Below are 13,501 nucleotides of genomic sequence, written 5' to 3' on the forward strand. Positions count from 1 at the left end.
GTTTATGTAAAAGTCTTCGGAGACCCACTGAGCTTCTCAAGCTTCGCTAACTCCTTATAATCCTTGTAGAAAAGACTGTTTTGTACACGAATATTTAATTTGTTCACTCCCTTCAGATTGGAAAAATGCAGGATTCTAAGGTTGCTCCACTGTTCTGTTCACTCTTGGGACTTATAATAAAGGAACTTCATAATATGAATTCATCCAGAGTCTTGTCCGAGTAAGTCATATGATGATCAGGGGGGACGGTATGAAGAATAATGATCTACGGAGAAAAAGACTACTGTATGGCAAGCTGCTCACCACCATAACCCTGTGCATATCGTTAACCCTTCTTATCTCTACTTTTGTTTACTATACGTACTACATCGGCGTCGAGAAGACGCAAACCTTTCGCTCCGATCTAAGGGATCTGACCCAGACTGGCAAAAAAGTGGTCAACATGGCTGAAGTCGCGCAAACGCTTTCATTTCAACTGTATCGAACCAGCACGATTTCTCATCTGTTGTTCTACAACAAGCCCTCTATTTATGAGGTAACCGCGGCGATGTCCGATCTCGGAAACTACTTAAATTCCATGCCTTATATTGAATCCATCTATGTATATAATCCGAATAATGACACGGTTTATATTTCGGCAGCACAGGGCCAGAATGGCGTATTCACCACCCGCGAACTGGTGGACACTGAAATTATTCAGATGCTGAATCATTATCAGGATTACAAAACATTTACGCCGATTCCGCGAACCTATTCCATAGATGAACCTGAGAAAAAAACCATCTCAGTCTATACTTACCTTTGCTATGATGCGATCAATTGGGACCGCTCTATTAACTCTGCGGTTATTGTTAACATATCCGCGGCTTGGATCAATAAAGAACTGGCTAACGGCAATACACCCGGTAGTGGCAGTACCTACATTTTGGATGACCAAGGCCGTTTTCTGTCGGGGAATAAGCTGACATTGGAGAAGCTCTCCGGGGATGAAAACAGTTGGCTGGAGCATCAAGTAAAAGCACGTTCTGCCGGCTATTTTACTGCCCCTTTTAGAGGGAATAAATCACTGGTGTCCTATACTTCGCCCGATTCGCTTGGCTGGCAATATGTGCGCATTACTCCTTATGAGGTAATTACTGAACAGACCAATCATATCCGCAATACTACGCTTCTGATTTCTTTAATTATTTTATTGTTCGGTCTTGTTATTTCTAGGGTACTGTCCAAACGGCTTTATCTGCCGATTGATTCGATCGTAAGCCGAATGAACACCCTTGAGGCAGATAAACGCAACAGCATGTTCACGATCAGGCAGAATTCATTACGCAATCTGGTGCTTGGCATTAAATCTCCTCATAACAGCCGGCAAAATGATGTTCAACAGCTGGGTATTTCTTTTAATTTAAACGAGGGCTACCGGCTAGTATTACTACGCATTGATGAGTACGAAGCTCTGCGAAAGGAACGAGGCTCTTATCTCCTTCCGTACAAGTTTGCCATCATGAATATTGCCTCAGAGATCTGTGGACAGACTTATCAGGTGGAAACTGTAGATATGAATGACGATAGCGTGGTAATGTTGCTTAGCAGCATGACCTCCACTGAACATCTGGATACCGAGCTAATTGAAGTGCTGCTGCGGCAGATCCGCGTGGCCTGTTGTGATTATCTAAAAATCGGACTGTCGTTAGTGTACAGCCCCATCAGTGATAATCCAGATGTACTAAACCGGCTGTACAGTCAGGCCAGAGAAGCTTCCAAACATAGACTGTTTTATGGTCATGGCAGCTTGATCAATGCTGAGCGCATTAGCGAGCTTCAGAACAATCTTTACTCCTACCCGGCTGACAGCGAAAAAAAGCTGGTCGATGCGCTCACAAGTGGCAGAACAGACGAAGCCCGCAGTCACTTCTCCGAAATGGTACGTGAAATGGAGCAATATCCCTATCATGTGCTGGAACTTACTGTTTCAAGGGTGACGCTAACGATTAAACGAATCGTCGATAACATCAAGAAGCTTAGTCCTACCTCCACCGAAGGGATGATGGTGATGCCTTCGCTTGAACATTATGAAACGATAGAAGAATTTGAAGCGGCTTTTTACCAGCTTTTCGAGCATATTCAGGAATTCCAAGCGGATAAGCGCAGCTCCAAGCAAAGCGATCTAATCCGGCAAATCAACCAAACCATTCAGCAATCTTACACGGACCCTTGCTTGAGTCTGAACCAAATTGCCGATGAACTTAATATGTCTCCAATCTATGTCAGCAGACTTTATAAGCAGCAGACCCTAACCACTATTGTGGATGTCATTATGGAGGTACGGATGAAGGAAGTATGCCGCCTGCTTGTAGAAAGTGATTTATCGGTATCGGATATTGCTGAAGTAACTGGCTTCACTAGCAGTTCTTATCTCCACCGGATGTTCAAACGCAACTTCAGCCTTACACCAATAGAATTCAGACGGACCAAAAACAGTTCATAACATGAATCACCTATACTCCAAAACGAAGGGTGCTCCAGCAGCCATTACATTGGCCTTTGGAACACCCTTCGATATCATGTGAAATATTAAAATACCTTCGCAATATTTGCTTCATTCTCACCTGCAAGAATGGTATATTCTTTGGTCAACAGATTAGCTTCAAGCTTCGCCACACTGTTTTCATTTTTCCAAGTGATGTTCAGCTCATTCTCACTACCTTGTACAATCTTGATCTCACCATTAAAAGCTGGACAGCTATTTCTGAATTTCAACAATGCGAACAGCTTTTGAACAACAGGACGTTGTACCTCAGCAGCAATTTCATCTTTAGAATAATAATGGCGGTTAATATTGCGTCCTTCTTTTGTGCTTTCGAGCAGTTCAATATCATTCTCGCCAGCGAAGAGACCTACATAATAAATCTGTGGAATACCAGGGGCGAAGCACTGAATAGCTCTGGCCAAAAGATACGCCTGATCATCATTGCCAAGTGCAGAATAATAAGTGCAGTTAATTTGATAAATATCCAGATTATTATAAGCGGCGGAGCTATATTTTTTCTTAACATTCGCTCCTTGGCTATATAGGCTTTCTCTGGTCATTTCAGCTTCTTCGTCGGTCATCAGATCCTTAACATCCACCACGCCAATGCCGTCATGTGTATCCAGGGTAGTGAATTGTTTTCTCGGACAGATTTCCAGCCAATGCGCAAGCCGATTTACTTTTCCACTGTATAGAGCATGTAATACCAACATTGGCAGGGCGAAATCATAGACATAATAATCCTTGTCTGCAATCTTCAATTGAATGCTGTAATGCTCATGGATTTCCGGAAGAACAATTACGCCATAAGGCTCCACTACTTCTTTAGACAAATTCAACATTTCCCAAATATCCGGTTCTACGAAAAAGCAGTTGGTACCCATCTTTTTGTTGGCATAGGCAAAAGCGTCCAGCCGGATAATCGATGCTCCTTTATCAGCAAGGAAGGTCAGATTGTCTTTCACGAATTTCTTCGTGGTTTCGGTAGTCACGTCCAGATCGATCTGCTGCTCATCAAACGTACACCAAACCTTTTCCTTCGTCCCATCTTTAAAAGTAACCTCTACGTATGGCGCCCGCGGTTTACGTTTATAAATTAAATCCACATCAACCTCAGTTGGTTCACCGTTAGGCCAGAAATCCTTGTAACGAATAAATAAATCCTTGTATTGCGATGCATCCTTCTTCTCAAGGAAATCTTGAAAGTATGGAGACTGCTGTGAAATGTGATTGATCATGAAATCATACATCATGTAGAACTTCTCGCTCATCTCTTCGATTTCCGCCCAGTCGCCAAAAGCCGAATCAACCTTGGTATAATCCATCGGAGCAAATCCCCGGTCGCCCGAAGAGGGGTAAAACGGCAATAAATGAACCCCACCCACGACTCCTTGCAAGTGTGTATCCAGTACTTCGTTTAGTTCTTTTAAACTGTTTCCCATGCTATCTGCGTAAGTGATAAGCATAGCTTCATTTTTAATCTGCATATTGAGGTTCTCCTTCTATTTCAATTTATACACTCTTGCTTCATAAGGTCTGAGAAATCATCAAACTAATGCAACTTATGAAAGCGTTCTCCTAACAATCTTGTTCCTCCCTAGATGAAGGTTTATTCAAAACCAATTTTATAGATGCGCAAATAATATGTCAAACGTTTTCATATAATTAAATCAATAAAATATGGGTATAATTATTGATTTTTAATATTATATCCATATATTTGTGGTAACGTATAACATACCTATTATAACTATCAAAAACTATCTATGCTTTTACAATTGTTAGTCTCGATTAGTGTCAACAATCCAAGAAAGTTGTAGAATATAGATTAGAGCATTTTATGAAACGGGGATGAGGGTATGGCAAGTATTAAAGATGTTGCCAAGGAGGCGGGCGTTGCTGTAGCTACCGTGTCCAGAGTAATGAACAACCGGGGATATATCAGCAAAGAGACGCGAAAAAAAGTTGAAAAAGCGATGGACGCCTTAGATTATCATCCTAATCAAATCGCCAGAGCCTTACAGAAGAATCAATCCTTTTTTATTGGGATTATTGTTCCAGATTCGAACCACCCTTTCTTTTCCGATCTCATCAAGTATGTTGAAATGAGTGCTAATGAAAAAAACTATAAATTGCTAATATGTAATTCTCTTGACGATCCTGAGAAGGAAGCCAACTATATTAGCATGCTTCGCCAGAATCAAGTAGATGGCATTATCATGTGCAGCCACACCATGAATATTGAAAGCTATAAAAAGGTCCCTTTCCCTATTGTCTCTTTTGACCGTTTTATTTCTTCCAATATCCCTTGTGTGGGATCGGATAATTACCGCGGTGGTGAGCTAGCTACCGAACATTTGATACAGCTGGGCTGTAAACGGTTGCTACATATCTCCGGCCCGCTAGATCTGGATATTCTAGCGAATCGCCGTCGGGATGCTTTTGTCATCACAAGTATGAAACATGGTGTAACTTACGATATTATCGAAGGCGCGCACAACAAGCTTACCTTTGATTATTTTTGGTCCTTTGTCACCGAAAATATCTCTCCGGCCCAACTTCGAGAATATGACGGAGTATTTTGCAGTAATGATATTGTGGCTTATGCTTTATACATTTATGCTGAACAGCAAGGCATTCGAGTGCCCGAGCAACTGAAAATCATCGGTTATGATTACCACAGCTTTACCCGCATGCTTCAGAGTCCTAAATTGACTACCATTATGCAACCTAGTGATCGGATCGGGGTCATGCTGACCAATACTCTCCTGCAAATGATCGAAAGTGCTGACGGAGAGCTAATCAACAACACTACTGTAGACGTAACTCTTATTAAGGGAGAGACTACTTAACGTATCTATTAAAAAGGTAGACTACCGTAATTAGCGGTGGCCTGCCTTTTTTGTATTACTTCATTAATAACGACTTTCAGGAATAACGGCTTTTAGGGCAATTTTTGTAACCACTTCCGCTTCTCAGAATATGCTGATTGGGCAGGTTCCCATTTTTTAAAGGAATGAACAGGAGAAGTTCAAGGAGGAGATATAGAAATATGCCTGATTACAGACCATTTAAAGGCGATGCTATCCTAAACAAGCATGGAAGGATCAGCAGTCCTATTAGAAAGAGGGAGTGTAACGCACTATTAAAAATAGTCACTGATCTCTCTGCAGTGGTGCCCCCCGTACTTACGAATCCCACAACACTTCATATTGCCAATCTCCAAAGAGTGTTAAGAGAACTATTGGAATTCTTGCATACCTCTAAGTTATGCAGCCCTTTTAGAACTGAGCTACTTTCTGTAGTAGAGATAACCATTGTATCGACCGAAGTCAGTCCCTTCTCTGTCGTAAGCGTGGGCACTAATCTTCAACTGTTGTTAACTGAGTTATTATCTTTTATTCTCGCCACGAAGATTGACTCTAATTGTAAAGATCAGCTGATTATTCAGATCAGACATATTCAAGCTTCTATTACACAAGCAATTGGATTACCGATTAAAGGTGTGACTGGACCTCAAGGGCCACAGGGTCCCCAGGGTCCGCAAGGAGCGCAAGGGGTTCCGGGCGCAAAGGGAACCACAGGGGTAGGGCTGCAAGGAATTGTTGCTTTTAATCCTGCACTAAGCCCTACTTATCCAGCAGGTCAAGTAGTAACCTTTAATGGCAGTACCTATATTGCTATTGTTGCTGGACCAACGGGAACACCTGGAAGTTCACCAGACTATTTATTAATTGCTGGTGGCTCCACAGGCCCCCAAGGACCGCAAGGACCACAAGGCCCTCAAGGCCCTCAAGGAACGCCTGGACTTCAAGGACCTCAGGGTCCGCAAGGGGTAGGGCTGCAAGGAATTGTAATCTTTAATCCTGCACAAAGTCCTACTTATCCAGCAGGTCAAGTAGTAACCTTCAATGGCAGCACCTATATTGCTACTGTTTCTGGACCTACTGGAATACCTGGCAGTTCACCAGATTACTTGTTAATCGCTGGTGGTGCGATGGGACCTCAAGGACCACAGGGTGTGCAAGGGATTCAAGGACCAACAGGTGCGCAAGGACCAGCGGGTCCAGGCGTAGGAGCAACTGGAGCGACGGGCTCGACGGGTGCTGCCGGCTTGGCGGGCCCTGCTGGTACAACGGGCGCGACGGGCGACCCGGGCGCGGTCGGCGTTGCCGGAGCTACGGGGGCAACGGGCGCGACGGGTGATCCGGGGGCGGTCGGCGTTGCCGGAGCTACGGGTGCCACAGGGGTGACGGGTGATCCGGGGGCGGTCGGCGTTGCCGGAGCTACCGGTGTAACGGGTGCCACGGGTGATCCAGGCGCGATCGGAGCTACTGGCATTACCGGAGTCACTGGTGCAACCGGTAACGGTGCAATTATTCCGCTGGCATCCGGAGGACCTATTATTATGACCACGGTTTTAGGTGGTTTGGTTGGAACAACAAGCCTTGTAGGCTTCGGAAGTTCAGCCACAGGCATTTCGCTTGTTGGCGGTAATATTGATTTGACAGGTACTCTCCTTGGACCGCTTATCAATTTTGCATTCTCAACTCCTCGAGCAGGAGTAATAACTTCCATTGCCGCTTACTTCAGTAATACCATAGCTTTATCGCTGCTTGGTACTACGATAAATGTAACAGCGCAATTGTACCAATCTGCCACACCAAATAACACATTTACTCCTATTCCAGGCGCAACAGTCCCACTTCCACCTATCACCGGTACTATTAATCTTGGAACTTTTGTCAGCGGAATTACGAATGGTATCAATTTTACTGTAACACCACAGACACGTTTGCTTATGGTATTCTCAGCCACCGCTACAGGTCTTACCCTTGTAAATACAGTCACTGGTTATGCAAGTGCTGGCTTTACGATTGTATAATCACTAAAAAAAAGTTAAAAAAGCATCTGCGATTCCTTTTGAAGGAGGTGGCAGATGCTTTTTTTGTAATATGCGTATTCAACGCTTGATCTTTCGGACTCAGATGCCGCTATTCGTTAATTTATCACTGTTTAGAGAGATTATCGGACCTGAGAGGCACTATTGGGCAGAAATGATACTGAGTAGTGTCTATTTTGTACTAATAACGCCTATGGAGTCCTATAGCAACTCAAAAATAGGAAAATATTGCAAATAAGAGCGCCTGAGTCCGATAGCTACTCCGTTCACTGAGAATCATAATCCGTTCACTGAGAATCATAGTCCATTCACTGGGAGCCATAATCCATTCACTGGGAGCCATAATCCGTTCACTGAGAATCATAGTCCGTTCACTAGAATTCACACTTTGCCACTGTTTGCAAAAACGAACCTCACAACTAATACGATTTCAGCTTATAACAAATACACCTTCAGCTTATCGATGACCTCATCGATTTCCGCTGTAGTCGTATATCGTCCCACACTAAAACGAACCGCTCCCCGTCCAATATTCTCCGACACATGCATAGCCTTTAAAACAGGCGAAATCAACGTTTCACCGGAATGGCACGCTGAGCCAGTTGAAGCCGCCACAGCTTCCAGGGAATCGATAATTTCATGACCCACTGCTCCAAGAAAACTAACGTTAAGGGTGTTAGGCAAGCGCTTGTGTTTATGACCATTCAAATGAATTTTTTCGCCAAAAGACTCCTGCAGTCTTCCATAGAAATACTCCGTAACTTGCTTAACTCTTTTTCTAGAATCAGAGTCAGCAGCAAGCTCACAGGCTTTTCCTAAGCCAATAATGTAGGGTGTATTTTCTGTCCCCGCTCTTCGCCCCTGTTCATGGCCCGCACCGTGTATCAAAGGCTCAATGTGAATGCCGTCCCGAATGTACAATGCTCCAATGCCTTTGGGCGCATATAATTTATGGCCTGCAAGCGTTAGAAAATCCACTCCCAAGTCCGCTACATCGAGGTCTACTTTTCCCGCAGATTGTGAAGCATCTGTATGAATAAGAATGCCCCGTTGGTGGCAGACCTCAGCTATTTCCTTGATCGGCTGGATCGTACCCGTTTCGTTATTAGAGTGCATGATGGAGACCAGAATGGTTTGGTCCGTGAGCTGCTTTTTCACATCGTCAACCTGCACCATTCCATACGAGTCAACAGGTACATAAGTCAGGTTGTATCCCATCTGCTCCAGGTACTGACAAGGTTTAATTACCGCTGGATGCTCAATAGCAGACAGGATAATGTGATTACCTTTATGGCGATACGTTTGGGCTACTCCTTTAATGACAGTATTATTAGACTCACTACCCCCACTGGTAAAAAGCACCTCACCCGGCGCACAATTCAGGAAATCAGCCACCTGTGTTCTTGCCTGCTCTATTCCGAGTTTAGCTTCCCGCCCCAAAGAATGACTGCTTGAAGGATTCCCAAAATGACCGTAAAGATAAGGGATCATAACCTCTGCTACTTCCTTATCTACTGGTGTTGTAGCGTTGTAATCTAAATAGATCATATTAAGTAAAGCCCCCTTTAACCATAACGCGAAACTTATACTTCTTGATGTTTAAAAAAAGAACGCACAGCAGTCTCAGCTTCATCCAGATTATTCACTTTAAAAGTAACTCTCTCAATGCCTTCATACTGAGTGGACGTATAATCGTATCTAGGGTCGTAGTAATACTCTAACAGCAGCGCCACAGCTTCGCCGAACAAATCTGCCTGCAAGCATCGCTCGATTTCTGCCGCAATAGGGATATGAATTCGGGATTTAATACTCCGAAATGCAGAAATACATTGCTCCTTGTATTCTTCTGGCCGATAATCCTCAAGGATTTGCTCCACTCTGGCATGCAAAGGCATCTCAATCCAGATCTGCGTTCCGCTCTCTTTTTGCTCGGCCATAAATGGGGGCATTACTACCTTACCAATCTTTTTGCTCTCCGCTTCAAATAGTACATAAGGAGAATCCCCGATCTTAATTAACTCCTCTAAAAGAAGACTATCGAACGTTTTTTGATTGTTCGCACGAAGGCCAATCTCACCAAAAATAGAACCACGATGACCTGCCATCCCTTCCAAATCCAGAACGGGGTAGCCTTGCGCTTTCAGGCGGTGTAACAGATTGGTTTTACCTGTGCCTGTATTTCCGTGAATCACATAAGACTTCGCCTTACATTCATAGGACTCCAATTCGTCGAGCACCCATTTACGATAAGCCTTATAGCCGCCTATCAGCCGGTAAGCATGAATATCCATTAAAGAGAGTACGGTCGCAGTTGTACGGCTGCGCATACCTCCCCTCCAGCAGAATACAGCTTTGTCTCCTTGAATCGCTGCAAATTCTTTGACAAAAGAAGGCAGTTTTGCCGCAGCAATCTCCAAACCACGTTCTTTCGCGGCCTGCACACTTGTCTGTTTATACAACGTCCCTACTTCAGCCCGTTCCTGATCATCAAAAAAAGGAATATTCAAACTATCCGGCAGCGTTGCATCTTTATATTCAGAAGGAGATCTAACATCAATAATGGTGATCTGCTTCTTGTTTTTTAACACTCTAAGTTCTTCCAGTGTAATGTCCTGAAACAATATGCTCTCTCCTCTGGTGGCTAACCTTCATAATTTGCTCTAAGCTGATATACAACAGTTATTCCACAGCAGCTATAACTGTAATCTGACCCGGATGCTCTTCCGTTACCTCTCCGATCAATGCCGCTTCTACCCCTGCATCTACTAACTCTTTTAGCAAATCTTCGCTTTGTTCAGGGGCCACAGAGATCAGCAGTCCGCCAGAAGTCACAGCGTCACATAGAATATAGCGGCTTAGTTGGTCCATCTCCTCCGGATAAAGAATGCTGCCTTCCAGATGGGCAAAGTTATTCTTAGTGCCTCCTGGAACAAATCCCTGCTCCGCAAGCTCTCTTACTCTTGGCAGCATCGGTACATCGCCTTGACGAATGATCAGGCCCGTGCCGCTCCCTTTAGCCATTTCCGAGGCATGTCCCAGTAGCCCAAATCCGGTAACATCTGTACAAGCATGTACATCATAAGGCTCCATGATTTCAGCCGCTTTTTTATTCAAAGTAGACATTACTGTCGTAAGGCGTGTGGTTTCTTCAGGAGATAGCTGATCCTTTTTAATGGAAGTTGTTAAGATCCCCACACCGATAGGCTTCGTTAGAATCAGCTTGTCTCCCACCTTGGCGCCCGCATTCGTTCTTACTTTGTCAGGATGCACAAGGCCCGTAACGGCCAATCCGAATTTGGGCTCTTTATCGTCGATGGAATGTCCGCCCACAAGAGTAGCTCCTGCTTCCTGTACTTTATCCGCTGCACCGCGCAAAATGTCACCGAGAATGCTTTTATCTAAAACAGAAATAGGAAAGGCCACAATATTAAGCACCGTAAGCGGCTTTCCACCCATCGCATAAATATCGCTTAATGCATTGGCTGCTGCAATTTGACCAAATGAATAGGGATCATCCACGATCGGCGTGAAAAAATCAACAGTTTGCACTAACGCTAATTCATCACTTAAACGATACACCCCTGCATCATCACTAGTATCAAGACCTACAAGTAGATCCGGGTTAGGAACAGTTGGTGGCAGACTACGAATAACCTGCATGAGATCGGCGGGACCGATTTTGCAGCCGCAGCCCCCTTTTGAAGATAATGAAGTCAGTTTTATAGTTTCAGCTTGAGACATCATGACTCAGCTCCTTTAGTATGAATTATCTTAATCTTACACGAGTAGATCGCATTGTACAAAATGCAAGAGTAGCAGATGCGTTGCTTACTACGCCTCCTTCTATACACTTACCATCACTACTTAGGGCCTACTGTTCTTTCCCACGTCTGGTGAGCTATATTTGGTGCTGTGGTAGGGTAGGGACATTAAGTAGCGTTAGTAAAATAACCAAAGGCTGGCTCATTCGTAGATTTCACTACGGATAAGCCAGCCTTTAATTGGATGTCCATTATATTAGGGAAATCCTCCCTAATGTTCATCGATAATCGCTTTAAAATGAGGTTTTTAGGGAATTCCTCCCTAAAAATTCATGCAAATACCCATTTATGGCTAAAAACATCCTATTATTAGGGAGGATTTCCCTAATCTACGTTCTAGGAGCCATAATCTCCTTCATTTTAGGGAGAATTCCCCTAAAGTTCTTCCCAGAAAGACGACCCATAGCCAGCTCATTCCGCCCTGGCTATGGGACGCCTATTTTCTCACTTAAACGCTCGCTTGTGAAGGTCTCCCTATAGATCAGCTAATCTGCTGACTGCCCTGCTGCTTCTCTAAGAAACGTTGAAGAATCGCATTGAATTGCTCCGGTTGGCACAGATTACTTGGATCTAATGCGTTCGGAATAATCGCCAACTGCGCCTGCGGCAGCTGAGACACCATTTCCTTCATACAATTCACTCCAAATTCATTAAAGTCCCCTACAATACACAAAGCGGGACGTTTAAAAGCCTTTAAACATCTGGTGTAATCAACATGGCTCGTAGCCAGCCTTTGCCGATATAACTCCCGGGGGCGTTTGTCCAGCAGTCCTCTTCTAATCTCATTGTAGGCCAGACTCCAGCGCTCTCGGTACATCATCCGAATCGAAGGCAACACCAGCTCGCTTGGGAGATAATACATTAGTAAACTGCAATATGCTGCCATAGTTTGTATTTTCCCTACTATTGTTGATCCGTGAGTCCTACAAAAGCTATCCGCGACCACAATTGCTTTTACACGCTCAGGATATTGTTTGGCAATATGCTGAACGACTAAGCCACCATAGGCGATTCCTACAAAAACTGCTTCACGGATACCTAGGTCATTCAACAGCATAATCAGATCCAGACATTGCGTCTCAATAATCTCATGTGGGGCCTCCAGCAGTTTACCAGACTTGCCATTCCCCCGTAAATCGCACAAAATCACTTTATATTTATCGGAAAAATACTCCAGCTGTGGTTTGAACATACTGTGTGTTAATCCATGTCCATGGATAAACACAACCGGAGTGCCAGTTCCATTGATTTCATAATAGAGCGAAGTTCCGTTCAGTTTAGCGATAGGCAAAGGTAACACCTCTTTCATAATAAATTCTACGACTATATCTGCTTAAAAACGCAGCAAAAAACCACAGAGGGATTCTCTGTGGCTATTCATCACTAAACACGCCATTCATCCTCTCTCCATACGCTTACGAGGTTAGCTGTCGGATTCGGGCAGTGAGAGTTGCCCTACCTGCAGGGATGCATATTATGCACCCGGAACAGGATTCACCCCATAACCAGTGCCGACTCTCACATCGGCTGCCAGTTGTTGGTTCCCCCGCTTTCCAGAAACGGAAATTAAGCGGATTGCTTATGTAATTGTAAATTTAAGATAATTCTCAGTTCTGAGATGAATCATACTCTTGTAAGGTTTTCTTGTAAAGGAGGGCTCTGGTCAAAATAATGTTGAAAGCAATGCTTTTCATTTCATATTAAGCATACTCTTCATTTTCTCTTTCTTTTGCTCTTGTTTACTCGTTTTCTTTAGAAAAACAGCTCTGAAGCAAGCGAAAAAGGGGGTGCTTCACCAGTACTTTCCTATTTAATAAGAAACGACAATCTTCAATACCACTATTGGGCCAGTTTCTGTACCTTGGGGTGTTCGTCGTTTCTATGTCCCCGATCCGTTTGGCAAGCTTGTTAATATTATTTCACATGAACAGCACGAATGATTTCATAAAAAAGAAAAAAGCTAAGCAGAATCAGAGATCTCCCCCTGTCCACTTAGCTTCCTTTTACAATACTATGGCTACAAAAGATCGGCGTTTTTCAATGCATGCTCCCAGCTTGGAAAAAAGAACAGCGCACTTCTCATAAGCTCTGGGTCGCTTTGCTTTACTTGTTTTTTACTGATTGAGCTTCCGTCGCTTTGCAGCTTTTTGATCCGACTTAATACTTCATCAGCCTCCAAAGGAATTTCCATTGAAACACTCCTTTCTCAGTGACCTGTTTCCCTTCATTTTCTCCATAATATGTTTATTT

The 13,501-nt window shown here is 43.8% G+C and carries 9 protein-coding genes, 1 pseudogene and 1 riboswitch; of the genes and pseudogenes, 4 read left to right on the forward strand and 6 right to left on the reverse strand.

All coding sequences use genetic code 11. The features are described 5' to 3' along the window. The first annotated feature begins 250 nt into the window (after positions 1-250). A complete protein-coding gene (locus tag NST25_RS26220) occupies positions 251-2,485 on the forward strand; it encodes an AraC family transcriptional regulator (protein ID WP_340392801.1) in 2,235 nt (744 codons plus the stop codon). Between the two features lie 86 nt (positions 2,486-2,571). Here the strand turns inward: NST25_RS26220 and gtfA are convergent, their stop codons facing one another. Further along, the gene (gene gtfA / locus NST25_RS26225; RefSeq protein ID WP_340392802.1) at positions 2,572-4,014 is read right to left on the reverse strand and encodes a sucrose phosphorylase; all 1,443 of its coding nucleotides are present in this window, start codon (positions 4,012-4,014) and stop codon (positions 2,572-2,574) included. A gap of 372 nt (positions 4,015-4,386) precedes the next feature. Here gtfA and NST25_RS26230 point away from each other — a divergent pair, with 372 nt between their 5' ends. Together NST25_RS26230 and NST25_RS26235 are read left to right on the forward strand one after the other, a co-directional pair. Further along, on the forward strand, positions 4,387-5,379 hold the full coding sequence (locus NST25_RS26230) for a LacI family DNA-binding transcriptional regulator (protein WP_076128039.1): 993 nt from the start codon (positions 4,387-4,389) through the stop codon (positions 5,377-5,379). Between the two features lie 200 nt (positions 5,380-5,579). Beyond that, entirely contained in the window at positions 5,580-7,412 is a 1,833-nt protein-coding gene (locus NST25_RS26235) for an exosporium glycoprotein BclB-related protein (protein ID WP_340392803.1), read from the forward strand. A gap of 453 nt (positions 7,413-7,865) precedes the next feature. Here the strand turns inward: NST25_RS26235 and NST25_RS26240 are convergent, their stop codons facing one another. The 4 genes from NST25_RS26240 to NST25_RS26255 form a co-directional block, all read right to left on the reverse strand. Next, positions 7,866-8,978 (reverse strand): cysteine desulfurase family protein, encoded by a 1,113-nt coding sequence (locus NST25_RS26240; RefSeq protein ID WP_076221014.1) that lies wholly within the window; start codon positions 8,976-8,978, stop codon positions 7,866-7,868. 35 nt (positions 8,979-9,013) lie between these two features. Continuing rightward, entirely contained in the window at positions 9,014-10,051 is a 1,038-nt protein-coding gene (gene mnmH, locus NST25_RS26245) for a tRNA 2-selenouridine(34) synthase MnmH (protein WP_340392805.1), read from the reverse strand. A 58-nt stretch (positions 10,052-10,109) separates the two neighbouring features. Continuing rightward, positions 10,110-11,171, reverse strand: coding sequence for a selenide, water dikinase SelD (gene selD / locus NST25_RS26250; RefSeq protein ID WP_076184790.1), 1,062 nt, complete (start codon positions 11,169-11,171; stop codon positions 10,110-10,112). 561 nt (positions 11,172-11,732) lie between these two features. Beyond that, the gene (locus NST25_RS26255) at positions 11,733-12,542 is read right to left on the reverse strand and encodes an alpha/beta hydrolase (protein ID WP_076130474.1); all 810 of its coding nucleotides are present in this window, start codon (positions 12,540-12,542) and stop codon (positions 11,733-11,735) included. 105 nt (positions 12,543-12,647) lie between these two features. Beyond that, positions 12,648-12,834: riboswitch (cyclic di-AMP (ydaO/yuaA leader) on the reverse strand. A 261-nt stretch (positions 12,835-13,095) separates the two neighbouring features. On the opposite strand from NST25_RS26255, the pseudogene NST25_RS26260 reads away from it, so the two are divergent. Continuing rightward, positions 13,096-13,191: pseudogene (locus NST25_RS26260) on the forward strand (glyoxalase); the annotation flags it as partial. A gap of 77 nt (positions 13,192-13,268) precedes the next feature. Here NST25_RS26260 and NST25_RS26265 read toward each other — a convergent pair. Next, positions 13,269-13,442 (reverse strand): hypothetical protein, encoded by a 174-nt coding sequence (locus NST25_RS26265; RefSeq protein ID WP_169744809.1) that lies wholly within the window; start codon positions 13,440-13,442, stop codon positions 13,269-13,271. Positions 13,443-13,501 lie beyond the last annotated feature (59 nt).

It is taken from the genome of Paenibacillus sp. FSL E2-0190 (assembly GCF_037992965.1).
Classification (GTDB): Bacteria; Bacillota; Bacilli; order Paenibacillales; family Paenibacillaceae; genus Paenibacillus_AQ; species Paenibacillus_AQ odorifer.